The organism is Devosia salina (assembly GCF_019504385.1).
Classification (GTDB): Bacteria; Pseudomonadota; Alphaproteobacteria; order Rhizobiales; family Devosiaceae; genus Devosia; species Devosia salina.
Genome location: NZ_CP080590.1, coordinates 2,781,024 through 2,802,805, shown reverse-complemented (window position 1 = coordinate 2,802,805; position 21,782 = coordinate 2,781,024). Strand labels below are relative to the sequence as shown.

At 61.0% G+C, this 21,782-nt stretch carries 26 protein-coding genes, 1 tRNA gene and 1 riboswitch; of the genes, 14 read left to right on the top strand and 13 right to left on the bottom strand.

Going from position 1 to position 21,782, the window contains the following annotated elements:
- Nucleotides 1–62: 62 nt before the first annotated feature.
- From pstA to K1X15_RS13680, 4 genes are all read right to left on the bottom strand, one after another.
- Nucleotides 63–1,430, bottom strand: coding sequence for a phosphate ABC transporter permease PstA (pstA, locus tag K1X15_RS13695; protein WP_240549495.1), 1,368 nt, complete (start codon nt 1,428–1,430; stop codon nt 63–65).
- On the bottom strand, nt 1,430–2,800 hold the full coding sequence (pstC, locus tag K1X15_RS13690; RefSeq protein ID WP_220307547.1) for a phosphate ABC transporter permease subunit PstC: 1,371 nt from the start codon (nt 2,798–2,800) through the stop codon (nt 1,430–1,432). The genes pstA and pstC overlap by 1 nt, the downstream gene beginning before the upstream one ends.
- 83 nt (nt 2,801–2,883) lie before the next feature.
- The gene (locus K1X15_RS13685) at nt 2,884–3,921 is read right to left on the bottom strand and encodes a substrate-binding domain-containing protein (RefSeq protein WP_220304174.1); all 1,038 of its coding nucleotides are present in this window, start codon (nt 3,919–3,921) and stop codon (nt 2,884–2,886) included.
- A 316-nt stretch (nt 3,922–4,237) separates the two neighbouring features.
- Complete coding sequence (locus K1X15_RS13680; RefSeq protein ID WP_220304173.1) at nt 4,238–4,993, bottom strand: IclR family transcriptional regulator domain-containing protein; 756 nt, start codon at nt 4,991–4,993, stop codon at nt 4,238–4,240.
- A gap of 342 nt (nt 4,994–5,335) precedes the next feature.
- Here K1X15_RS13680 and K1X15_RS13675 point away from each other — a divergent pair.
- Nucleotides 5,336–5,411 (top strand) — tRNA-Ile (locus tag K1X15_RS13675).
- Nucleotides 5,412–5,454: 43 nt separating this feature from the next.
- Here K1X15_RS13675 and K1X15_RS13670 read toward each other — a convergent pair.
- Nucleotides 5,455–5,892 carry a hypothetical protein gene (locus tag K1X15_RS13670; RefSeq protein ID WP_220304172.1) on the bottom strand — a complete coding sequence of 146 codons (438 nt, stop codon included), beginning with the start codon at nt 5,890–5,892 and terminating at the stop codon, nt 5,455–5,457.
- Nucleotides 5,893–6,110: 218 nt separating this feature from the next.
- On the opposite strand from K1X15_RS13670, the gene K1X15_RS13665 reads away from it, so the two are divergent.
- The 11 genes from K1X15_RS13665 (at nt 6,111) to K1X15_RS13615 (ending at nt 11,054) form a co-directional block, all read left to right on the top strand.
- Complete coding sequence (locus tag K1X15_RS13665; protein WP_220304171.1) at nt 6,111–6,503, top strand: hypothetical protein; 393 nt, start codon at nt 6,111–6,113, stop codon at nt 6,501–6,503.
- Nucleotides 6,504–6,513: 10 nt separating this feature from the next.
- Nucleotides 6,514–6,831, top strand: a complete 318-nt coding sequence (locus tag K1X15_RS13660; RefSeq protein WP_220304170.1) for a hypothetical protein — start codon at nt 6,514–6,516, stop codon at nt 6,829–6,831.
- Nucleotides 6,832–6,951: 120 nt separating this feature from the next.
- Nucleotides 6,952–7,467, top strand: coding sequence for a hypothetical protein (locus K1X15_RS13655; RefSeq protein ID WP_220304169.1), 516 nt, complete (start codon nt 6,952–6,954; stop codon nt 7,465–7,467).
- 1 nt (nt 7,468) lies between these two features.
- A complete protein-coding gene (locus K1X15_RS13650) occupies nt 7,469–7,702 on the top strand; it encodes a helix-turn-helix domain-containing protein (RefSeq protein WP_220304168.1) in 234 nt (77 codons plus the stop codon).
- A gap of 42 nt (nt 7,703–7,744) precedes the next feature.
- Complete coding sequence (locus tag K1X15_RS13645) at nt 7,745–8,059, top strand: hypothetical protein (RefSeq protein ID WP_220304167.1); 315 nt, start codon at nt 7,745–7,747, stop codon at nt 8,057–8,059.
- A gap of 124 nt (nt 8,060–8,183) precedes the next feature.
- On the top strand, nt 8,184–9,008 hold the full coding sequence (locus tag K1X15_RS13640) for a hypothetical protein (protein ID WP_220304166.1): 825 nt from the start codon (nt 8,184–8,186) through the stop codon (nt 9,006–9,008).
- On the top strand, nt 8,993–9,472 hold the full coding sequence (locus tag K1X15_RS13635) for a P-loop NTPase family protein (RefSeq protein WP_220304165.1): 480 nt from the start codon (nt 8,993–8,995) through the stop codon (nt 9,470–9,472). The genes K1X15_RS13640 and K1X15_RS13635 overlap by 16 nt, the downstream gene beginning before the upstream one ends.
- 2 nt (nt 9,473–9,474) lie before the next feature.
- Entirely contained in the window at nt 9,475–9,891 is a 417-nt protein-coding gene (locus K1X15_RS13630) for a hypothetical protein (RefSeq protein ID WP_220304164.1), read from the top strand.
- An 11-nt stretch (nt 9,892–9,902) separates the two neighbouring features.
- A complete protein-coding gene (locus K1X15_RS13625; RefSeq protein WP_220304163.1) occupies nt 9,903–10,658 on the top strand; it encodes a metallophosphoesterase in 756 nt (251 codons plus the stop codon).
- A 2-nt stretch (nt 10,659–10,660) separates the two neighbouring features.
- Nucleotides 10,661–10,876: a hypothetical protein gene (locus tag K1X15_RS13620; protein WP_220304162.1), complete on the top strand. Its 216-nt coding sequence runs from the start codon at nt 10,661–10,663 to the stop codon at nt 10,874–10,876.
- On the top strand, nt 10,860–11,054 hold the full coding sequence (locus K1X15_RS13615; protein ID WP_220304161.1) for a hypothetical protein: 195 nt from the start codon (nt 10,860–10,862) through the stop codon (nt 11,052–11,054). The genes K1X15_RS13620 and K1X15_RS13615 overlap by 17 nt, the downstream gene beginning before the upstream one ends.
- A 30-nt stretch (nt 11,055–11,084) precedes the next feature.
- Here the strand turns inward: K1X15_RS13615 and K1X15_RS13610 are convergent, their stop codons facing one another.
- The gene (locus K1X15_RS13610; RefSeq protein ID WP_220304160.1) at nt 11,085–11,507 is read right to left on the bottom strand and encodes a nucleoside/nucleotide kinase family protein; all 423 of its coding nucleotides are present in this window, start codon (nt 11,505–11,507) and stop codon (nt 11,085–11,087) included.
- Nucleotides 11,508–11,703: 196 nt separating this feature from the next.
- Entirely contained in the window at nt 11,704–12,108 is a 405-nt protein-coding gene (locus K1X15_RS13605) for a hypothetical protein (protein ID WP_220304159.1), read from the bottom strand.
- Between the two features lie 542 nt (nt 12,109–12,650).
- On the opposite strand from K1X15_RS13605, the gene K1X15_RS13600 reads away from it, so the two are divergent.
- On the top strand, nt 12,651–16,604 hold the full coding sequence (locus K1X15_RS13600; RefSeq protein WP_220304158.1) for a bifunctional DNA primase/polymerase: 3,954 nt from the start codon (nt 12,651–12,653) through the stop codon (nt 16,602–16,604).
- A gap of 248 nt (nt 16,605–16,852) precedes the next feature.
- Here the strand turns inward: K1X15_RS13600 and K1X15_RS13595 are convergent, their stop codons facing one another.
- The 6 genes from K1X15_RS13595 to ribD all read right to left on the bottom strand — a co-directional run bounded on the left by K1X15_RS13595 (nt 16,853) and on the right by ribD (nt 21,053).
- Nucleotides 16,853–17,146: a 6,7-dimethyl-8-ribityllumazine synthase gene (locus K1X15_RS13595; RefSeq protein WP_240549494.1), complete on the bottom strand. Its 294-nt coding sequence runs from the start codon at nt 17,144–17,146 to the stop codon at nt 16,853–16,855.
- Between the two features lie 38 nt (nt 17,147–17,184).
- Entirely contained in the window at nt 17,185–17,616 is a 432-nt protein-coding gene (locus K1X15_RS13590) for a hypothetical protein (RefSeq protein WP_220304157.1), read from the bottom strand.
- 106 nt (nt 17,617–17,722) lie between these two features.
- Nucleotides 17,723–18,178, bottom strand: coding sequence for a 6,7-dimethyl-8-ribityllumazine synthase (gene ribH, locus K1X15_RS13585; protein ID WP_220304156.1), 456 nt, complete (start codon nt 18,176–18,178; stop codon nt 17,723–17,725).
- The gene (ribB, locus tag K1X15_RS13580; protein WP_220304155.1) at nt 18,171–19,391 is read right to left on the bottom strand and encodes a 3,4-dihydroxy-2-butanone-4-phosphate synthase; all 1,221 of its coding nucleotides are present in this window, start codon (nt 19,389–19,391) and stop codon (nt 18,171–18,173) included. Before ribB ends, ribH begins: the two co-directional genes overlap by 8 nt.
- Nucleotides 19,367–19,975, bottom strand: coding sequence for a riboflavin synthase (locus K1X15_RS13575; RefSeq protein WP_220304154.1), 609 nt, complete (start codon nt 19,973–19,975; stop codon nt 19,367–19,369). The genes ribB and K1X15_RS13575 overlap by 25 nt, the downstream gene beginning before the upstream one ends.
- A complete protein-coding gene (ribD, locus tag K1X15_RS13570) occupies nt 19,956–21,053 on the bottom strand; it encodes a bifunctional diaminohydroxyphosphoribosylaminopyrimidine deaminase/5-amino-6-(5-phosphoribosylamino)uracil reductase RibD (RefSeq protein ID WP_240549493.1) in 1,098 nt (365 codons plus the stop codon). Before ribD ends, K1X15_RS13575 begins: the two co-directional genes overlap by 20 nt.
- Before the next feature lie 41 nt (nt 21,054–21,094).
- A riboswitch (FMN riboswitch) is annotated at nt 21,095–21,244 on the bottom strand.
- Between the two features lie 193 nt (nt 21,245–21,437).
- On the opposite strand from ribD, the gene K1X15_RS13565 reads away from it, so the two are divergent.
- Complete coding sequence (locus tag K1X15_RS13565; RefSeq protein WP_220304153.1) at nt 21,438–21,716, top strand: hypothetical protein; 279 nt, start codon at nt 21,438–21,440, stop codon at nt 21,714–21,716.
- Nucleotides 21,717–21,782 lie beyond the last annotated feature (66 nt).

Below are 21,782 nucleotides of genomic sequence, written 5' to 3'. Positions count from 1 at the left end.
CTGGTCCAGGGTCTTGGAGGTCACTTTTACCTTGCCGGCAAGAACGTCCATTTCAAGTCTCCTCAAGCGCGCTTTTCAAGGCGCGAACGCAGGAATATGGCGATGGCGTTGAGCACGATCATAAGGGCCAGCAACACCATGATGGCAGCCGATGTGCGCGCTTCAAAGAAGTTTCGGTTTTCGTTGCCCTGCCAGAGATAGATCTGGACGGGCAGGGCCGTGGCCTGATCGAGCGGAGTGGCCGGAACTGCGGCCACGAAGGCGTTCATACCGATCAGCAGGAGCGGTGCGGTTTCGCCCAGCGCCTGGGCGACGCCGATAATGGTGGCCGTCAGGATCGAGGGGAAGGTGACCGGCAACACGTGGTGGAACACCATCTGCGTCTTGGAGGCGCCCATGCCTAGCGCCGCCTGGCGCAGGGACGGCGGCACGCCCTTGAGCGCGGCGCGGGTGGCGATGATGATGGTGGGCAGTGTCATCAGGGTCAGCACCAGGCCGCCAGCCAGCGGCGCGGAGAGGGGCAGGTGCAGCGTGTTGATGAAGACCGCGGCGCCGAGCAGACCGAAGACAATGGAGGGCACGGCGGCGAGATTGTTGATGTTGACCTCAATGAGGTCGGTCAGGCGCGACTTGGGCGCAAATTCCTCGAGATAGATGGCGCTGGCCACCCCGATCGGCACGGCCAGCACGATGACGATGAGCATCATATAGACCGAGCCCATGAAGGCGCCGGCAAGACCGGCGGCGGCCGGCGCGGCGCGGCTGTCGACGTTGAAGAACAGGCTCCAGGCGAAGTCGCGGGTGATGGTGCCGTTTTCGGCAAAGAGGTCGGCGAGCTCGCGGGCGGGGGCGGCAAGCTGCTGCTGGGCGTCGCCCAGGCTGCGATCGATCGTGCCCTTGAGCCAATTGTCGACATTGGCTGAGGCCAACATGCTGACCTCGACTGTCTTGCCCAGGAGGTCGGGGTTCTGCACGAACATCTCACGCAGCATGTGGCGTTCGCTGGTCTCGGGGATCGAGAGGGCGGCGCGGCTGTCGATGTCGAAGCCTTCGGGCGCGGCGCGGCGGATGGCGTCCTCGACGATCTTGTTCCAGTTCAGCATGGCCAGATTGCGCTGCCACTTGAGACTGGCTGCCCGGAAATCTGCATCGGACTGGCCCGGCTCGTGCACGGGCGCCGGCCCTTCATCGATGATGGCCGGGTCGAAGAAGACTTCCAGATGCAGTCGCGATTGCTGGAACGAGGGCAGGCCCTTGGAGATGATGGTGGTGAACAGGATCGCCACGAAGCCGAGGGCCAGGACCACGGCGAGGATGCCCAGGCCACGGAAGATGGCCTCCCCGCGATGGCGGCGCGCCAGTGTGGCGCGGACGCGGGCGGTAGTGGTCGTGGCGCCGTCGGTGCGGGATGTCATCGAGGTCTGGGACATTATTCGTACTGCTCCCGGAAGCGGCGGACGATGTAGAGGGCCAGAATGTTGAGGACCAGTGTCATGGCGAAGAGGGTGAGGCCCAGCGCGAAGGCGACCAGCGATTGCGGGCCGGCGAAATCGGTGTCGCCAGTCAGCTGGTTGACGATGGAGACGGTGACGGTCGAGGTGGGCTCGAACGGATTGGCGCGCAGGATGGGCGCGTTACCGGCCGCCAGCACCACGATCATGGTCTCGCCGATGGCGCGGCTGACCGCGAGGAGAAAGGCGCCGACAATGCCGGGCAGGGCGGCCGGCAGCAGCACGTTGCGAATGGTCTCGGACTGGGTGGCGCCCAGGCCATAGGCACCGTCGCGCAGGGTGCGGGGCACCTGGTTGAGGATGTCGTCGCTGAGTGAGGAAATGAACGGGATGATCATCACGCCCATCACCACGCCCGCCGTCAGGGCGCTGGTGGCGCGGATATCGACGCCGATCAGGTCACCGAAGCCGGCGAGGAACGGCCCAACCGTCACCAGCGCGAAGAAGCCATAGACGATGGTGGGAATGCCGGCGAGGATTTCGATGACCGGCTTGACCAGGGCGCGAATGCGGGCGGGCGCATATTGATTGAGCCAGATGGCCGACATCAGCCCGATGGGCAGTGCCACGAGGATGGCGATGGTGCTGACCATCACCGTGCCCCAGAGCAGGGGCAGGATGCCGTAGCCGCCGGACGAGCCGGCGCCGGTGGTCGCGAAGCCCGGCTGCCAGACGGTGCCGAAGAAGAAGTCCAGCGGATTGACGAAGCTGAAGAAGCGCAGCGCCTCGGTCAGCAGCGATATGACGATGCCCAGGGTGGTGAGGATGGCAACGGCCGAGCAGGCCAGCAACAGCAGGCCGATGACCTGCTCGACCTGATTGCGGGCCCGCAAGCGCGGCGTGATGCGGGCGCGGGCAAACAGCAAACCGGCAATGCCCAAGGCCGCCGCGGCCAGAAGCATCACCAGCATGACGATGAAATTGAACTGGGCCAGCGCCTGGCCGGCAGGCTGCTCATAGTCGGCCAACTCACCGGCGACACCGTAGCCAGAGGCAATGGAACGCACGCGCTGAATGGCGGTTTCGAGGGCGGGACCGGTCTGGGTGGCGATGTCGGCGGGCAACAGGCCGAGGATATAGTTGCGGCTGAGCAGGTCGCCGAAGACACCCCAGGCCACCAGCACCAGGAGCGCCGGCACCAGCGTCCACAAAGCGAGGCGCGCGGCATGGTATTGTGGGCGGGAATGCAGCTTGGCGCCGCTGGCGCCGGCGCTGGCGAAGGCGCGGGCCTTTGACCAACCCACAGAGTAGCTCAGGCTGAGAAGGACGAGCAGCAGCGCTGCAATGATCCAGGCGTTCACGTCTCCGAGCTCCCGTGTGGAGTGGCGATGAAAAGGGGAGGCGCGGCGCGCCTCCCCCCGAATGGTCTGCCTTAGAGATCGGAGGCGGTGAGCGACACGCCGTTCTCGAAGTTGGACACGACTTCAGCGGTCTTGTCGGCCGGCTGCGGGATCATGCCGGCGCCTTCCAGGGTGCCGCCATTGCCAGCCATGGCATCGGACATGAAGAACTGGACATATTCCTCGATGCCGGGAATGACACCGATGTGCTCGCCCTTGACGTAGAAGAACAGCGGACGGGAAACCGGATATTCGCCGGCGGCGACGGTTTCGAGCGACGGGGTGACGCCGTCCACGGTGGCAACCTTGAGGGTGTCGCGGTTCTGCTCGTAGAAGGACAGGCCGAAAACGCCGACCGTGTCGGGGTTGGATTGCAGACGAGCCAGGGTCTCGGTGTAGTCGCCGGCGATCTCCACGACCACGTCCTGACGGAAGGTGGTGCAGGCGGCTTCCATGTCGTCTTCGCTCATCTCGGGGAGACCAGCTTCTTCACAGCCAGCCGAGACAACCTTCTCCTGGAAGACTTCGCGGGTGCCGTGGTTGGAGGCGGGAACGGCCAGGGCGATCGGCTGGGCCGGGAGCGACGCGTCGATCTGGTCCCAGGTGGTATAGGGATTGTCGACCATTTCGCCGTCAACCGGCACCTTGGCGGCGATGGCCTTGTAGACATGGACGGGCGAGAGGGCGAAATCGCCCTTGTCCGCGGAAGTGGCGAACACGATGCCATCGAAGCCGATCTGGATTTCGCGGATGTCGTTCACGCCGGCAGCGTTACAGGCTTCGACTTCGCTGGCCTTGATGCGGCGCGAAGCATTGGCGATATCGATGGTGTTCTCACCCACGCCTTCACAGAACTGGCGCAGGCCGCCCGAGGAGCCGCCCGAACCCACGACCGGGGTGTTGAACTCGGGGAAGGCGGCGCCGAATTCTTCGGCAACGATCGAGGCGAAGGGCAGCACGGTCGAGGAACCGGCGATTTGGATGGTGTCGCGCGACTGGGCGTAGGCAGCATTGGTGCCGAACGCGGCAAGAGCGATAACGGCGGCACTGGCGTAGAGTGCGGTCTTCATGGAATGTCCCTTCCGGAATTCATTTGCGATTGGCCAGCCAGTTCGTGGGGGCTGCCCTCAGACGCGGCAGACCATAGGAGTGCCTCGCGACAGTTTTATTGCACTTGCATGACTGGTTTGTGACAGGTTTAGTATCTGAAATTGCAGGTGAAATTGAACCGGCTCGCGAATTCTTCCGCGGCGGGTCGAGGCGTTATGTGACGGCACTGTGGGGGCTGCTGCGACTCCGCAGCGTCCAGGCTAGCGCGCGGAGACGACAGTTTTCGGACGCCGGTGCATGGTCCCAGGCAAACTGGGCGCGCCCTGCCAGAACTGCTCAGCGCAGCAGCGGGCGGACCTCGGCCTGCACCTTGCGCATCAGGGGCAGGAAATGCGCAATCATGCGCGAGGTCGGGGCGCGGGCCGTCTGGGCACCGATATTGATCGCCGCCACCACCTGACCAATCGCATTGTAAAGGGGAACGGCGATCGAGCAGAGGCCGAGCTCGAGTTCCTGGTCGATGACGGCAAAGCCCTGGGCAGCGACCACGGCCAGCTCTGTAGTGATGGTTGCCATGTCGGCTTTGGTGCGTTCGGTATAGGCAACGATGTCCGAGCGGTCGAGGATGGCCTGGGCGTCCTCGCGCGGCAGGGCCGCAAGCAGCGTGCGGCCCATGGAGGTGCAATAGGCGGGCAGGCGCGCACCGGCACCCAGATTGATCGACATCACCCGGCGGGTCGAGGCGCGGGCGACATAGAGAATGTCGGTGCCTTCCAGCACGGCGGCCGACGTGCTCTCGCTGGTGGCGTGGGAGAGCTCCTCCAGAAAGGGCTGGATCAGGCGGGGCAGGGGCGTTGCCGCGAGATAGGAATGTCCCAGATTGAGCACCCGGGGCGTCAGCTGGAAGAATTTGCCGTCATAGATGGCATAGCCGAGATGGGCCAGGGTCAGCAGGCAGCGGCGGGCGGTGGCGCGCTCCAGCCCTGTCCGCTGCGCCACATCGGTGATCGACATGCGCGCGTGTTCCTCATCGAAGCATTCGATGACCGTCAGCCCTCGGATCAGCCCCTGGATGATGTCGCCTTCGCGCATGTTCGTGTCCCGAATGGTGTGCGGAGAGCGAACAGACTAGTGCAGGCGCGGCGCAGCGAGAAGCCCTGGGCTCCGTCTCGCTTCATCGCATTTTGAGCATTTGACAGCAGCCGCGACCCTGATAAGACGCGGGCAGGGGCCTATAGCTCAATGGTTAGAGCCGACCGCTCATAACGGTCTTCGGGGCGCTCCGGCGTATTTAGAATTTTCGTTGTAGCTCAAGTGTTTGCCATTGTTTGAGACGGCGATGTTGGCGCCAGGGGGACAGATACGGGGACAGATTGACTTTTTCCTGTTCCCCTATTCACCATCCTGCGGTGATCCCTTATAAGCCGGCTCGGAGGGCGTGTAGCTCAACGGTTAGAGCCGAGTGCTCATAACACTCTGGTTGCAGGTTCGAGTCCTGCCGCGCCCACCACCTCCCCTCGTTATACGCGTTTCGCAGATCACGTACAACTCAGTCAGCGAGTTTTGAACGACCTGCGCTGCTGGTGTCTCTCAACCTCCGCTAGCAATTCGTCATCTTGATCGGGCTTGTCCGCCTCGAACGCCGCAGATTCTCGTTCCACTTGTCGCAGTAATGCGTCGTGGGTTTCATTGGACTGGATAAACGGCAAGTCGAAGCTCGGTACTACCGAACGACCCAACTCCAGAACCAACTCCCGCGCGTGATAGAGCTCTACGGCCTGGGCGTAGAGGATCTGATCGATCTCACTCATCAGCCGCACCAAAAACTTGTTCGAGACAGGCTTCTCGCCGCGTAGCATCTGAGAAATCAGAGAGTGTGACATGCGGAGATCCCGTGCCAACTCGGACCTCCCATTCTCCCCGTAGAGCAGTTGCATGATCTCGAGGAGCTGCTGCCTGCGTGTGGCCTGTTCCTCCTCGTCGTATTTCATCTCAACTCACCTCAACTGGGCCGGAGACCAGCCCCTTCGTGCGCGTACGATGGTGTCTGCTCTCGCCAACTGCAATAGCAAAAAGTGAGAAATTTCAGATAAAAAAGTGTGTACTAGCTGATACTTTTAGGTCATCGTCGTTTTGACCGTCGCAGTCACCTTCGTACCTTCAACACCTGGCGGGGACTCAGGCTACCCGCGCCAACGAAAGCAGAAAGATGACGACTACTTCCACCCTCTCTCGCCCCACTCGCCGCCAGTGCGCTGAAAATATCGTCGACGCCGCGCGCGTCATTGAGATCGCCACCCGTTACCCCGCAATCGAAGTGTCCGCGCTGGCGGAGCGTTTTGGGACCTCCGACCGCACAATCTACAACGTGCTCAAGAGCGCAGGTATGTCACGCTCTGACGACGAACCCGCGACCCCAGTCCGTCAGCCGGCGCACCCATGGCGCCCGGCACCTCGTCGCACGCCGACTGCGATCGCGATGAGCAAGGAAGAGCGCCAGAAGTTGATCGACGATTTCCTCGCGAAAAACCAGGTCACGAAAATCCCGCGCGGCGTCATGACCACCAGCGACGTCATTTTCGCCGACACTATCCACGATTAGAGACCAGCCAATGACACTGAAAATTGATATCCGCACCGTCGAGCACGCCGTTTTCATTATGCATATCCACGATTTCCGGAAACGCGCGGCCGAAGATTACTACAAACCCGACATGCGTAAGAGCTGGTCGGATATCGCCGACTTGCTGGAGCAGGCTGCAGTAATGTCGGTGCCGGAACTCGAGGCTTTCCAAGACACGCTGCCCGACAATGAAGGCCTTGGCATTGGCTCTTTTGCCCGCTCGCGTGCTGCCAACATCATCGATGAGTATCTCGACCGGATCGAGGGCATCAGCCCGAAGTTTCGCCGCCCATTTCTTGCCGCATAAAAATCTTCACCCTCCCTCTTGATGTAGCCATATGGCTACATTATCTTTCAATCATCGCTGACGGCATAGGCCGGTGGCCAAACGGGACACACCCGACAAACCAACCCGTGGAGAATGAGAATGACAGAATTTACCGCTACCCAGATCGCCGCCGATATCTACAAGGGCATGGACGCAAATCGTAAGCACAATGGGGGCAGCTTCCGCACTTGGGATAGCGACCCGATGATTGCGGCTTGCGACGCCATCGCCTGCTACAAGGAGGGCGCAAAATACGAAGACGATCTCGTCGATAACGATCTCCACAATGAGGTCGTCGACGAACTGATCGAGATGATCGAGGACGAAATGGAACTGGAGTACGACCCCGATTTGATGGCTGAGGGGGTGTACGACTTCAAGCCGCTGAACTTCACCCATGTCGCGATCACTTGGGATGATGGCCTCGCCTATGTCGCTGAAGCCAAGACCGCTGCGGAAGCGCTCGATGCGATGCGCAAGGACGTCTCGCCCGACACCGTTACAGATGGTCTGAACTTCTACCAAGTCACAACTTACGAAGCCGGGCGCATCTACGAAATGACTGACTTCAATCGCCTCATCCGCGCCGCAGACGAGCGCCAGATCTCGGATTAAAATGACTTTCACCGGCGATGACATGAAGCGCATCCGCCACGAGCTCGAGCTATCCACGCTCGAGCTCGCTCGCGTTATAGGATACGTAGGCGCCGATAGCACCGTCGCCGTCACGATCCGCCGATACGAGAGTGGGCAGCGCCCGATCCCACCGTGGCTCGCGCGATTGATGCTGATGTTTGAGCGCCATGGTGTGCCGGACGATTTCAGACCGACGCCGGTTGACGAAACCTAAAGATGAGGGTTCTACGATGTGACAGTCGCAGGGCCCTTTGTCATGTCTCAACTCTCAAATTTGAAATTCCGGTCGGCAGTGCACCGTGCGTTCCCGGACAAATCCTCCGCTCGGGCGGCGCGTTTCGTCGACGTCGGACAGCGGACGATGCAAAAATGGATGTCAGGCGAAAGCGACGTCCCCGAGAACATCGCCGCGCTTGTCGAAGTTCAGGGAAACATTGCTGACCAGACCAACGTCCGCCGGCATCTCGAGGAGACGTGCCAGGATTTCTTGGACGCTGACGGCCATCCAGAAGCCCTAGGCTCGATCCTGTCCGCTCTCTACATGAAACACATGGGCAAGCCGATCGAATAACACCCCGTTAACTCCTCTACCGGTCTGACCTCGACATGAGCCTGTCCGGCATGTAGACGGACGCTCCCAAAGTTGCGCTCACGCTTCAGGCGTCTGCGTATCGCTGATCTTAAGAGGCGTGATCATGACCAGCTCGACTGGCAGGCGGAGCGATTCCGCATCCCCAAATGCAGACACGTTGGACGCTCTCAAAGTCCGCGAGCGTCGCATTACCGAAATCCACGACGGCGCGTTGCCTACCACTGACGAGCTCGTTTGCGGATACCCGCCGCGGGGTGACAGCGTGCAGGCTGACGCTATGGCGTACGTCGATTTCTGGCGCCAGCGTCGGTCGGATAACATTTTGCTGGCTGACGAGCTTTTCATCGCGTCGGAAAACGCAAAGGTCACAGCCGACGTGGAGAATCTGGTCGCCCTGCGTGCTGCTGCGCTGCAATCGGCAGACTATTGCTATCACGACTTGCAACTCGCCGAGCGCGTTGATGTTCTTATCGCCCTTTTGGGCGAGGGTGAGGCGACTGGGCGCGTCATGCTGCAGGCGGTTAAGCGGCGCGCGCGGGGGAGAGCCAGCGACCTGGACGTCATCTACGCGATCGCCTTCGCCATAGGCGTGAGCACTACGAGTGGTGACGGTCACTACGAGGCTGGAGATGCTGCTAAGAACCTGAAATTTGGCTTCCGGGTTCTCGGCAATTTTGCCCCCGTGATTGGCGATCTCGCGCTAATCCACAGCGATGGCAAGGGGCTGGCATCTCTAGTGAGGCGACCGCCTGCTGCTTCGGACGACGATTGGGAACTTGAGACCACTGCATCGCTCGATGCGATTTTCGGCGACGTCAAAGAAGACGATGACGACGCTCACGGGGTCATCGTTGTCCCGGTCATAGCTCGGCAATGGGAACGTCGGCGCAATGGTCAACGGTGCGGGAGAGCGTGCCCCTCCAGCTGATCAAGCGAACGGGGTTGGCATCCGTCGCGATCATTTGGGACGAAATCGAAAAGTCGGGCGAGAGCCGGCATAACGGCAATGTCCTCGACGCGATGTTGCCTATGCTCGAGATCGATCAGGCTCGCCGATATCGAGACCTGGCACTCGAAGTCGAGGTGGACCTGAGCGCAGTTACGCACTTCGCGACCGCCAACGACCTCGATCGCGTGCCGGCGCCGCTGCGAGATCGTTTCCGCATCCTGACCATGCCTGAGCCGACGTGGCAGCACCTGGGCGCCCTGACGCGACAAATCGTCGATCGCATCGCCCGCGAGCGGGGCGTCGACAGCCGCTTTTTCGGTGACCTCGCCGAAGACGAAATTGACCTGGTCAAGCAGGTGTGGCCGGGCGGTTCGATACGTCAGCTCACTCGGATCGTGACGACCATTATCGACGGTCGCGACCAGATCCTGGCGAGGTGCTGAAAATGGTGATCCAGGAAAGGGAACGCAGCATCGCGCGAGCCATGTGGGGCGTGGCGGCAGGAATGGTCGAGTCTAGGGATCCATCAGTGAGGGATCAGGCTCGCGACGCTCTACGTGATCCGTCACACCAGTCCATCCGTGCGCTCCTAGCCGTCGGCAGCGGCAAAGACTGGCTGCCGTCAATCCTCGATGCGCTAGCGCAGATTGGCATCGCCGCTGCGGAGGATGTCCTGTCCGACCATCCAACGCATGAAGAAATGATGGCTGCGGCGCGTCTTTTGGATCGCCGTAACTGGTCTGAGGTCATTGCGCAGATGCGGGGCGGCATGACGATCCACGACGTCAACGCTCTCTCGCTCGGAGACGATTGGTGGGACGTAATTAGCGGCTGGGTCGACGAGCAGCGGGGCTTGAGATGAGAGCCTGGGTCATGAGCGATCTGCACGTCGACGCTGCTCCCTACGAGCTGCCACCGACATCCGCCGGTGTCGACTGCATCGTCATCGCAGGCGACGTCGCTGACGGGCACGATCGCTCGTCTCGATGGCTGCGGGAGCAAGCCGTCCCGAGAGGACTGCCGGTCATCTACGTCCTCGGGAATCACGATTTTTATGGCCACGACATCGACGATGATGCAGAGGAGTTGTATCGCGATGCGGGCGTCGAGCTCCTGCATATCGGGCGCCGCAGCATTGAAATTGCTGGAGTGCGGATCATCGGTCTGACGTTGTGGACTGACTACGCTATCGCCGGAGACGTCGACGCCGCGCGGGTCTGGGCGCGTCAGAATATGCCGGATTTCGTCAATATCGACATCGGCCAGAGACGCCTGTCTCCGCGGCATCTGGATCATTTTCATAAGCTCCATCGTGAGCTTATCGAGATGGACCTCGCTGATCCTTTCGACGGCTCGACGATCGTGGTCACGCATCATGCACCGCACCCGAAGTCCCTCAGGTCGCCAATGTTGACGGCAGATGATGCGAGCTACGCGAGCGACCTGACCGCGATCATCGAGCGATATGAGCCTGCGGTCTGGATCCACGGGCACGTGCATTCGAGCCGCAACTATAACGTTGGCGCGACGAGGATCGTCTGCAATCCCAGGGGCTACGCAGTCACCAGTCGCGACGGCCGCCGATTTGAGAATCCCGGCTTCAATCCTCAGCTAGTATTGGAGATCTGACCATGGACTTGCACGACAACGCCGTCGTCGCCGAGCTCGCCAGGCAACAGTCGATCGAGACCGGCAACAAGGTCTATGCCGTCGACCCTTCGGGTATGGATGCGGTTTACATCGACGGGCAGATGCTGCGGTGGGCTTATATCGACGACGTCGAAATCGTCTATGGCGATGCCGATGCCGAGAAATGGGAGGCCTTCTTCCATGGCACCAGACACTGACCACGAAGGCCTAGTGACAGTCCGCGCTATCTTAGAAGCGTGGAGCAATGGGCGCATCACGACGCGCGAAGCCATCGAGATGATGGAGCTCGATGACGAGGCGGAGCTGCTGGAAGTCGCTGCAGACAATGGCGTCGATGCACCAGGGCCTAAGCCGCCGCCACCAGAGGTCCCCTGAGTTCTACCAAAGCATCCAGGACCTTTTCCTTCAGCTCCCGCAGGCCCGCGTCATTGTCGATCCACACGTCGACCAGGCTCCGCCCAAGGATTTGTAGACTTTTCCTTGGTCACGGCGGACGCTGCCGAAGGAATACCGCGCATCCGGATCAAGGCTCTGGACCGCGAGCCAAGGCAAAATATGGTCTCCGAAGGCACTTTCCAGCGCATTCCCAATGCGCCCCAGGATGTCGCGGTTTTGAATTCTGGCGCCAGTCACTGAGGTCCAGCGGGCTTTGCCGAACTGCGTGGACACGTCCTCCATAGTCAACCCGAAATGCCTGATCGCGAAATCGCGCAGCGGCCAGCCATCGTCGGCGGCTTCGTACCCGTGGGGGGCGCGCAGGATACGCTGCACTTCCGATTTGCCGGCGCCTGGATTTCCACAGATGCCAATTAGGCGGGGCATGCTCATGCTGCGCGGGCTCCCTGCCGGCCGAGTAGATAGAGATGTGACGGCGTCACCCAGGACCAGCGCTCGATGCAAACTTCCAGGCCGTGGGTGCTCGCCAGCCTGGCGACCTGGTCGGCCGTAGGGGTCATGCGGACGCGGGCGTCCCAAGTGCTCGGTATATGATGACCGGCCGGGCGGCCGGATTTCCGACGCTCACTCATGCCGCCAGCCTCGCGTTCTCGGCCCTGGTCTGTGCGATTGAAAGGATGCGTGAGGGCATCTCTGTCTCGGGAACGAGCTCGCGATCGACGATACGGAAGACGGGCAGACCGTGCAGATGGGCTTCCAGGATTTCACGCGCGACACCGGCGCCGACTGAGCCATCAGGATAAGTCATGTAAGCCAGCGCGTCGGCCTCGTCCTCGATCAGGCTTAGGAACCAGGCCATTCCGCTGGCGCGATATCCCAGCTGGTGCAGCGGTAGGTTGGGATCGACGATGCTATAGCCGGCGGAGAGCAGAACCGCGTACCCGTGTATGTCGGCGGCGCTGTCGTAGAGCGCGGTGGGGCGCGAGCGGAGTAGATGGATGGGGTCATGCTGCGATCGCCATTTCGTCGGCATCCAGCATCGCGACCCGGACGCGACTGATCTCGCCCAGACGATCATCGTAGGTGATGCCCTGCAAGGAGCGGCCGGAAAGGAAACCGGCGCCGTACCGCAGCGATCAAGGTACTGTCGTGAACTACCTTTGATGGATAGTTGGCGCCACGATCCTGTTGCGAACTTGCCCTTTTTTGGGGGAGTTCGCGACACGACCTTCGCTATACGTTACCCCCTTGGGGGGTGTTTTCGCGTAGTGATATCGTCGAAGGATTAAGTCTGTAATCCAAGCGTCGTGTTGGCCGTTTCTTCAGTCAAGTAACTCGTGTGCAGAAATCGAAAAAAATTCAATGTTGACACCACGCCAGCCTGATGGGGCCAATGTTGACACGCCGCCGAAGTGAGCGGGCTTTCACTTCCGAAGTGAACGGCCACTCACTTCGGGATGGCATCTTTATTTAGGGGTTGGTGTCGAATCCGCTTGATCCATGCGTACCAGGACACCACCATCACTAGACGAGCAGCCCGACAGAGGCGGCCGATCACGATACGACGGATTAGATATGACCGACGCCCTCGACGATGCCCTTGCGTCGTCCTTCCCCATCGACACCACTGGCACGTCCCGCCGTGGCACGGAATGGTTGACCACCCCCGGTCAGCTGTACTTTGGCGTCGTCGCATCGCGCATGCGGAAGCTCGGCTGGGCTGTCCTACCGCAGGACCGTGACGGCCGCCGGCTGCCATCCATCATCGCCGGTGAGCGTATCAAGTGGAAGCAATACCAGACTACGCCGCCGACCCAGGAAGTCACCGATCGCTGGTGCACTCTGGCGCCGACGGCCAATGCCGCCATCCTTCTCGGTGAGGTCTCTGGCAACACGATCTGCCTAGATCTCGACATCACCGATTTCGATCTTTCCTTGCAGATCCAGGAGATAGCCGAGGAAATCCTTGGTCTCTCTCCGTTCCGCCGCGTCGGAAAACGCCCGAAGATGGCTTTGTTCTACAGGATGGAAGCCGCCGAGCTGCCACGGAGCGCCGTCTATTATCTGATGGAAGCCGACGGCCAGACGCGCTCCGACCACATGATCGAGCTGCAGACCAGCGGCAAGATGATGACCGTCTATGGTCCGCACCACGAAACCGGCGACATGCTTAAATGGCGCGCTGATCTGCCGTGGCATGTTGGGCCGGAGGCGGCGCCCCTTATTACACCCGATCAGCTCCAGGCGTTTCTCGACGCTGTCGAAGCGGTCCGCGCCTTCCACCGAAACGCCGGCGGCGCCGATGTCACGTTCGACTATGTCGACGCCGACGGCATCGATCTGCCGCGCGTGCGAAGTGCCGGCGGTGCCTGGGTTGAAGATGCCGATGGCTTCGTCGAAGGTGGCCGCGAAAAGTACATTTTCTCGATCGCCATGCGTACGGTCCGATCGAATCCGAGCGCCTGCATCGACGAGCGAGGCATCGCGAAGCTCAAGAAGGCCATCTTCGATGAAGCGCTCCGGACGATGCGGACTACCGGCAAGTGGAGTGAGGCTCACATCCGCAGCGACGTGTCGGAGAAGGTAAGCCGGTTTGCCGCTCAGGTCGCGGCTGGGACGCTGTCGCCGATCGTTCGCGAGACCACTGTCTTGCCGACGGACGAGCTTTCGAAGCAAATTTCTAAGGGCAAGAACAAGATCTGCGGCAGCGACGAAACTTTTGCTTGGCTCCCGGCTGGTCGAAAACTGATCAGCCTCGGCTTCACCAAGGCATCGGAGGATTACAAGCAGGCCTGGGCGCTCAAATCTGATCGTAGCTCGATCCATGCCATGGTCGCAGGCACTATCAGGTCGGGGCTTGACCACTTTTTCGATGACATACGCCTGCAGCGGAAGAACGGCGCGGTCTACCTCGTCAAAGCTCCGACCGGCGCCGGTAAGACGGATCATACTCTCAAGAGAATTCTCCGCGACCCAGATGCCATCGCCGACGGCAGCCTGCCGCTCGACCAGCGTCGTGGACCGTTGCTCTTCCTCATGCCTACATACAACAACATCTCGGAAATCCGCGACCGAGCGCTCGCTATGGGCCTCGACCCGGAGATGTCCGATGCCGAGCTCGAATCCGCTGCGGCCGAGCGTGGTGTGGTGTTTGAAGGTGAGGTAGACAAGGAAATTGAGCGTCTACGCGGTCTTGCCGAAGGCAGTCCGGTCAGGACTATGGTGTACCGGGGCAAGAAGGCCGCAGGCTGCGCATTCCCCGAGCGGATGCAAATGTTGATCGACGCGGACATCGGCTCCAGCGGCATGTGCAAGTCAACCATCAAGAACCAGGACGGTGAGCGCGAGGACAGCTTCTGCGTCCACTATTCAACCTGCGAGGCGATCAAGCAGCGAGCGGAAATCGCGAACGCGCACGTGGTTTTCATGGCACGCGCGTTCCTGACGCTGACCATTCCCGAAGAGCTCAAGACGGTGCGCGGCGTCATCATCGACGAAGCGATCTGGGACATGCTCGCGCACACCAACGTCTTCCCGATAGCAGCTCTCCGTGGAACTCGTCCAAATCCTTCTCAGACGAAGGCTGAGAAGGAAGCTGGGGTGAACCCACACGAGCTTGTCGAGCGTCGTGGGGAAGTTGCTGATTTGGTCATCAAGGCGCTCGAAAGCGGTAAGGATCCAGCCCTGCATATCCGCGACAAGCGTCCGATAAACTGCCTGGAGCTCGTACGAGACGCGATGAGGGTTTGCAGTTCGGCGATTCAAAATGGCCAGACCGTCAGGCCTGGAATGGCTGATCACGACTTCCTTGATCTGATCGCGCAGCCCAAATCCAACCACGTTAAGGCCGAGCACAGGTTGTGGTCGCTGGTGCTTGAGCGGCTTGAAACAATCGTTCTCGATGAGCTTTCCGGTCGTGAGCCGCGCCGTGACACTCGCATCCAGTTTATCCGACACGACGATGCGGAACCCGTTGTCCGGCTGTCCTGGCGCACCGAGCCTAATTGGGCAGAAGTCCCTGTGCTGTTGCTCGACGCATCCGGCAACAGGCTGATCCTCGAGCGGGTCTTCGGTGGTCGCGAGATCAAAGTCTTCGAATGCGAAAACGATCCGAACCTGAGGGCGATCGCGTTTCCAGATCGTTCGATGGCAGTCACCAAATTGCTGGGTCGCGCGGGGCAGGACGAGCTGGAGACCGCGAAGGCGCTCCTGGCGATCCGGCGTATGATCACGGCGATCTGTGCCGCACATTCGATCGGCCGGGTTATCATCGCGACAACGAAGCCCGTTCGTCAGATAATTTGCGCCGAGTGGGTGCCGCCTGCGAATGCTGACTTCATGCACGACGGCGCGACGGCAGGCCTGGATTTCGCCAAAAGCCACGTCGCCGCCATCAGCCTTGGGCGGACCGAACTCCCCATCACAACGGTGGATGGCCTTGTCGCTGCACTCACATATGACCTTCCCGAGCCCGAGATGCCGATCGACTATTTGGGGACGGGTAAAGACCTACAAGACAACCCCCTGCAGCCCCGCAAAGTCGGCCGCAAGACCCGCATGCGTGACGGGCGACACCTCATTACGCAGCACCAGGCACATGCTGGGACCTACGCTCGCGCGGTCCAGGAGCAGGCACGTGAGGAAGCCATCCGGCAGCGTGTCGGTCGGTTGCGCGGCGTCTACCGCGACGATCCAGCGGCGGTATACCTAATCGGCGAAGCGATGCCGGACGACGTGGTGTTAGATGACATTCGGTCGTATGCGGATATGGAAACTGGCTTCGGTCTGCTCGATATCGCTCGGCGCTGCGACGGAATCCTCTGCGCAGACATGATCGCCAAGCTGGCGCCAGATCAATACACGGTAGGGGCGGCTCAGAAGGACATCGACAAGCTGTCGCCTCACTTGCTGAAGAGCTACCGCTGGATCGGCTACGCCACGGATGCTGGAGAACAAAAGCTGGCTCACGTCCCGATCCATTTCGATGACTTTGCCGACGAACGGACCTTTGTTAAGTGGGCCAAGGCTCTGAAGCTTCCGCATGGTCAGGTCAACAAGGGCGAACAATTGATTGCGACAGTGCCGCCTCATGCTCCACGTCCCCATGATCAGATTGAGGAATCGCTTGGCACCGTGGAGGAGCGTCGGGAGGAAGAGGAGAGCTTCCGTCGCCGTATCTTCGAGAGCGCTATGTCCCTAGGCGAATACCGCCCGGCGTCGATGGCACCGATTGGAAAACAACCGGCACTGTACCGTGTCCACCCACATGAACCGGAGAAGGCGGAAATTGGCGCCATACACCTCATGCGCCTGATTAAGGGTATTACCGATGTTCCAGCGGATACCGGTATCGAAGCCAATGCGATCGCGATGGAGACAAGCGACGACTTCAGCTTGGGCGCCTGTATCTCGGCAACCATACAAAAGGCTGGCAAAGTGTCGCCGCTTATCGCGACAGTCGTCCCCAAAGAAGTTCTTCAGGCCGCAAAGACTCCTTGCCTTCGCCGCGAAATAAATAGGAGGTTGTAAAGTTTGTGGTTGCAGCATCAACGACCAGGATGGTCGCGTTGCGGTCCGGCTGTTCCCGACCCCGTTCTTTCTATCAGCGGGATCTTCATAAACGACAGAAAGGGGCCGACAGCGGTCCGGCAGCAACGCGCCCAATTCTGGCCATTTATCCGGCATTAGCGAACGCCCGTCGGCGGACCGGCGGCTATCTCCGCACATAACGTAGACCGGAGCGAAGGAAAGGGCGCTGGTCAATCATGGGAGACCGTCTAGCGAGCGATGGCCGCAATCGTATGGAGGGCATCCAGACAGGCGGCGGCGGCTTCGCGACCCTTGTTGTGCTCATCCATTCGGCTGCGCAGGATGGCCTGTTCATCGGTATAGGTGGTCAATATGCCGAAGGTTATGGGCGTGCCGGTTTCGAGCCCGTCCTGTACCAAGCCATGGCCCGCCGCCTCGCTGATATATTCGAAATGGGCCGTATCAACCTTAATGACGCAGCCCAGGCAGAGTTGGCGTAAGGGTTCTTGAATCTGGGCATACAGTGATTGTCGAGCAGGCACCAGGTCACTACCCGGATCACCTGGTGCCTTTTCGCGACCTATCTGCGACCGCTGCTCGCCGCGGACGCACCGCCAGCTGCGTCTGAACTTCCGGCGCCTTCGGGTGGGCCGGCGTGATCAGGTTTGTTCTGCTCACTCATGACAGCACCCATTTCACCCGCTGATGCGACGGCGTTGCGGGCCGTGTCGCTTGCCTGCTCGGGCAGTTCCGGGCGCTCTCCCGCTTCCTCCACTAGCTCGGCCACAGGTCTGTCGCCTGCCTTGGCGGCTGCGTCACAATGCACTTCACCACGGATATCCCGACCATCGGCCAAGGTTAGCGCTGCTGGTGTCGAACTGCCAAGTGCGCGGTCTGCGCAGAAACTAGCGAGCGCGCCGGGACTGGCAAATTCATTGAGCGATTGGGCAAGAACAGGCCCGCTCAACGACAGGACGAGGGCCGCGGTGGCGAACTTGGTGGCTATGCGCATGAGGTATTCTCCTTCCAGACCAATTTAGAATCTACGGAAGAAATTAAAAATCCCACTCTCCGATCAGCCAAATTACAGCTTTAAGCGGCAACCCTACAGCATCGCATCACGCCCCGACGGCACCATCAATTGCCCGCAGCACGGCCAGCGCCTCCAGACAGGCAGCGGCTGCTTCCCGGCCTTTGTTGTGCTCGTCCTTGCGGCTGCGCAGGATGGCCTGTTCGTCCGTATAGGTGGTCAAAATGCCGAAAGTAATAGGCTTGCCGGTTTCCAGGCCAGCCTGCATCAATCCGTGGGCGGCCGCCTCGCTGATATATTCGAAATGGGCCGTATCGCCCTTGATGACGCAGCCGAGGCAAATCACGCCGTCGAAGCCTGATTGCGCCAGGCGCTTGGCGATGAGTGGAATTTCGAAGGCGCCAGGCGCCGAATAGACGTGGTCCGGTGCAATCGAAACGCCGTTTTCGGCGAGATAGGCCAGTGCTCCGTCGCGCAGGCCGTGGGTGACCTCGGGATTGAACTGGCTGACGACAAGGGCAAGGCGATATGTGCTTTCAGACATTCTGGTTCTCATGTTCCTGATGGGTGAAGGTGTGGCCGAACTTGTCCCGCTTGGTCGCGAGATAGCGCCAGTTGTAGGGATTGGCCGGAATTTCGAGCGGCACGCGCTCGGCGACATCGATGCCGAACTGTTCGAGCGACAAGGCCTTGTCCGGATTGTTCGACAGGAGCCGCAGGCGTTCGATGCCGAGCGCGCGCAGGATCTGCCCGGCCATGCCATAGTCGCGGGCATCGGGCGCAAACCCAAGGGCCTCATTGGCTTCCACCGTGTCGTGCCCCTGGTCCTGCAGGGCATAGGCGCGGATCTTGTTGGCAAGGCCGATGCCACGCCCTTCCTGCCCGCGCAGATAAATGAGGGCGCCGCCATCACCAGTGGCGATCTGGCGCAGGGCCTCCTGCAATTGCGGTCCGCAATCGCATCTGAGCGAACCCAGTGCATCACCGGTCAGGCACTCCGAATGCAAACGAACCAGCGGCGTGCGCCCCACAGGATTGCGGATCAGCGCCAGATGCTCGGTGCCGTCCAACCGGCTGCGGAAAGCGCGGACCTCCAGGGGAACCGGGGAGTGTTCGGTGGGCAATTCGGAGCGCGCCACTTCATCCACCAGAGTCTCGTTGGCGAGGCGATGGGCGATGATGTCCCTTATGGTGAGGATGGGCAGCTTGTGTTCCCGGGCAAAGACCTCGAGATCGGGCCGTCGCGCCATTTGTCCGTCGTCCCGCATAACCTCGCAGATCACCCCGGCGGGCCGCAGTCCGGCCAGCCGCATCAGGTCGATCGCCCCTTCGGTATGGCCATCGCGCGCCAATACGCCATTGTCGGCGGCCCGCAGCGGAAAGACATGGCCCGGCGAGGCAATATCGGCGGGTCTGACACCGGGGTCGGTCGCAATCTGAATTGTCCGGGACCGGTCATGCGCCGAAATGCCCGTGGTAATCCCCTCGACGGCCTCGATGGAAACGGTAAAGGCGGTCGAGCGGCGGGCCCGGTTGTTGGCCACCATCGGGGGCAGGCCAAGCCGGTCGACCTGTTCGCCGGTGAGCGCTAGGCAGATCAGGCCGCGGCCGAACCGGGCCATGAAGTTGATTGCTTCAGGGGTGGCGAATTCGGCGGCAATGACCAGATCGCCTTCATTTTCGCGATCTTCGTCATCGACCAGGATCACCATGCCGCCATTGCGCAATTGGGTCAGGGCTTGAGATAGGGCAGACATAGGCGCTCCACATATTTGGCCATGACGTCGACCTCGACATTGAGATCGTCGCCAATGGCGAGCGTGTTGAGATTGGTGTGGTCCCAGGTGTGTGGGATGATGGTCACCAGCACGGCAACGCCCCCGTCCCGCCGTTCGAGACCGTTGATGGTGAGGCTGATGCCGTTAAGGGCGATGGAGCCTTTTTCGACGCAATAGCGTCCAAGGGCGTCGGGCAGCACAAAGACGTGCTTGTAGGCGCCATCGGCCTCGACACGCTCCACCAGTCGCGCCAGTCCGTCGACATGACCCTGCACCAGATGTCCGGAAAGCCGCGTGTCGAGCGTTACCGCACGTTCCAGATTGGCGTATTGTCCGACGGCCAGGCCACCCAGATTGGTGCGCGCCAGCGTTTCGGGGCTGATGAAGAAACGGGCGCGGCCGGCGCCATCGAATTGGGTGACCGTCAGGCACACGCCATTGACTGCAATACTCTCGCCCAGCGACAAGTCCGGCCAGCCGCTCTCAAGTTCGATCTCCAGCGAGCCGCCATTGGGCGCGGCCAGAGAGACGCGTGCGCGTTTTTCAATGATGCCCGAGAACATCTTTTTCCTTTCCGTGTGAATAAGCTTGGGAAGCCGGGTTGTGCCGAACGGTTACCCGGTCGGTCCCGTCGGGATTGGCGGCCTGTTCGATCAGGACATGCTCGTCCCAGAGGCCGCTTGTGAGCAGATGCGCGGTCAGGGTCGGACCAGCTTCGACCAGCACTTCCATGCCGCCCGCCATGCCAATCGCTTCCAAGGCGTGGTGCACGTCATCGGCCAGGTGCAGGGCAAAGCCGCGCTCTCGGGCAGCATCCAGATAGGTCTCGGTGATCCGCCGGCGCCGGTCCAGAATGGCCAGCATGCGTTGCTTTTCCGGATGGTCTGGCACCCGCCGCACGGTAAAGAGAGGGTTGTCGGCCAGCACTGTCCCCGAGCCGGTCAGGATGGCATCGGCCCGGCGCCGCAGACGATGGGCCAGGTCCAGCGATGCAGCGCTGGTAAAGGTCTTGCGCCCGGCAGCCGGTACCATGCTTCCCGACGCGGAAATGGCCTGCTTGATGGTGATGAAAGGCAGTCCGGTCCGGACGCGTTTTGCGAATGGCGCGAGCAGCCGGTTGGCTTCTCCAAACAGCACAGCGGCTTCGGGGTGGTGCAGACCGGACAAGAAGTGCACATCGAGCCCCGCTGCGCGCAGGCGTTCGGCGCCTCCGCCCGTGACCTTGGGATTCGGGTCACGGCAGGCAATCCAGACCTGGCGTGCGCCGGTGCTCAGAATGGCCTCAGCGCAGGGTGGCGTGCGACCGTGGTGATTGCAGGGTTCGAGCGTCACCACGACACTGTCGATTTTATCGGCAAGCCCGGCGGCGCGAGCCTTGTTGATGGCGTCAGCCTCGGCATGAGGCATGCCTGCCCGCCGATGTGCGCCGGTAGCCAGTTCCCGCCCATTGGCGTCAAGCAGCACGCAACCGACCGGCGGATTTGGCGCGGTTGCGCCTTCATGGGCCCGCGCCAGATCCAAGGCACGCGCAAAGGCGCGCAGGATCGGCTGCGGCGGAAAGTCTGGATTGGGGTAAACTGCGCTTTCGTCCATGCCCGTCCCGTCGTCACCAAAGACGCGTTCCAGGGCAAATGACGACAAGCACGCGCTGTCCGGTGAACGGAAAGCGCGCGTCGACAATCATCGGTTCTCTTCCATCCGGACTATACCGTCGGCCCCGGAATTACACCGGGTCTGCTGACCCCATCCCGAAGGATGGGCGCTCGCGGGCTGATGTGTGCAAAGACACAATTACCGCCGGTGGGGAATTCCACCCCGCCCTGAGAACACTTGCAGGTAACCTGCTTCAATTTGACTTAGAGCAAGGGCGGCAACAGATCAAGAAGGCACATCAACGTGCCCTTATCCCGGGCATGTGCATGCAAGTTATCTCAATAGCAATTCAGTTCGAATAGGAACCGTACGTGAGTCTGACCAGACACTGCGAGACCGGCCCTGTTGAGCCGAAATCCTATGAGGGTGTTTATGAAAAAGTCTCTTCTTCTGTCTTCCGCGCTGTCGGTCGTCGCGGCGATTGCGATCGCCAGCCCCGCATTGGCCATTGGTTCTGGCGACGTGCCTGCTCCTGTCGATTTGATTGACATGGCAGGTCCGGGCCAGAGCCACACCAATGACAGCGGCATTTCCGGCTTTGACGGAAACCAGGGAAATGATCGCAAGGTGGGCAATGCCGGCGGTGGGTCCGTGTCGGAGCCCATCGAACAACCGGTTGAGGAGCCGGCGGACGACGGTGGGGTCTGGTAATATTGCCAAACCTCGCAGGGCAGCCTCAAGTTGCGAGACTGCCCTGCGAGTCAATTCTCGAGTTCA

Excerpts from the sequence above, each read along its gene's own strand:
- K1X15_RS13630 (WP_220304164.1), top strand. The coding sequence starts at position 9,475 with ATGGTGATCCAGGAAAGGGAACGCAGCATCGCGCGAGCCATGTGGGGC.
- K1X15_RS13655 (WP_220304169.1), top strand. The coding sequence starts at position 6,952 with ATGACAGAATTTACCGCTACCCAGATCGCCGCCGATATCTACAAGGGC.
- K1X15_RS13625 (WP_220304163.1), top strand. The coding sequence starts at position 9,903 with ATGAGCGATCTGCACGTCGACGCTGCTCCCTACGAGCTGCCACCGACA.
- ribH (WP_220304156.1), bottom strand. The coding sequence starts at position 18,178 with ATGTCTGAAAGCACATATCGCCTTGCCCTTGTCGTCAGCCAGTTCAAT.
- K1X15_RS13620 (WP_220304162.1), top strand. The coding sequence starts at position 10,661 with ATGGACTTGCACGACAACGCCGTCGTCGCCGAGCTCGCCAGGCAACAG.
- K1X15_RS13685 (WP_220304174.1), bottom strand. The coding sequence starts at position 3,921 with ATGAAGACCGCACTCTACGCCAGTGCCGCCGTTATCGCTCTTGCCGCG.
- K1X15_RS13680 (WP_220304173.1), bottom strand. The coding sequence starts at position 4,993 with ATGCGCGAAGGCGACATCATCCAGGGGCTGATCCGAGGGCTGACGGTC.
- ribB (WP_220304155.1), bottom strand. The coding sequence starts at position 19,391 with ATGTCTGCCCTATCTCAAGCCCTGACCCAATTGCGCAATGGCGGCATG.
- K1X15_RS13640 (WP_220304166.1), top strand. The coding sequence starts at position 8,184 with ATGACCAGCTCGACTGGCAGGCGGAGCGATTCCGCATCCCCAAATGCA.
- K1X15_RS13610 (WP_220304160.1), bottom strand. The coding sequence starts at position 11,507 with ATGAGCATGCCCCGCCTAATTGGCATCTGTGGAAATCCAGGCGCCGGC.
- K1X15_RS13660 (WP_220304170.1), top strand. The coding sequence starts at position 6,514 with ATGACACTGAAAATTGATATCCGCACCGTCGAGCACGCCGTTTTCATT.
- K1X15_RS13650 (WP_220304168.1), top strand. The coding sequence starts at position 7,469 with ATGACTTTCACCGGCGATGACATGAAGCGCATCCGCCACGAGCTCGAG.
- K1X15_RS13590 (WP_220304157.1), bottom strand. The coding sequence starts at position 17,616 with ATGCGCATAGCCACCAAGTTCGCCACCGCGGCCCTCGTCCTGTCGTTG.
- K1X15_RS13575 (WP_220304154.1), bottom strand. The coding sequence starts at position 19,975 with ATGTTCTCGGGCATCATTGAAAAACGCGCACGCGTCTCTCTGGCCGCG.
- K1X15_RS13670 (WP_220304172.1), bottom strand. The coding sequence starts at position 5,892 with ATGAAATACGACGAGGAGGAACAGGCCACACGCAGGCAGCAGCTCCTC.
- K1X15_RS13600 (WP_220304158.1), top strand. The coding sequence starts at position 12,651 with ATGACCGACGCCCTCGACGATGCCCTTGCGTCGTCCTTCCCCATCGAC.
- K1X15_RS13645 (WP_220304167.1), top strand. The coding sequence starts at position 7,745 with ATGTCTCAACTCTCAAATTTGAAATTCCGGTCGGCAGTGCACCGTGCG.
- K1X15_RS13665 (WP_220304171.1), top strand. The coding sequence starts at position 6,111 with ATGACGACTACTTCCACCCTCTCTCGCCCCACTCGCCGCCAGTGCGCT.
- K1X15_RS13605 (WP_220304159.1), bottom strand. The coding sequence starts at position 12,108 with ATGCCGACGAAATGGCGATCGCAGCATGACCCCATCCATCTACTCCGC.
- K1X15_RS13565 (WP_220304153.1), top strand. The coding sequence starts at position 21,438 with ATGAAAAAGTCTCTTCTTCTGTCTTCCGCGCTGTCGGTCGTCGCGGCG.
- pstA (WP_240549495.1), bottom strand. The coding sequence starts at position 1,430 with ATGTCCCAGACCTCGATGACATCCCGCACCGACGGCGCCACGACCACT.
- K1X15_RS13615 (WP_220304161.1), top strand. The coding sequence starts at position 10,860 with ATGGCACCAGACACTGACCACGAAGGCCTAGTGACAGTCCGCGCTATC.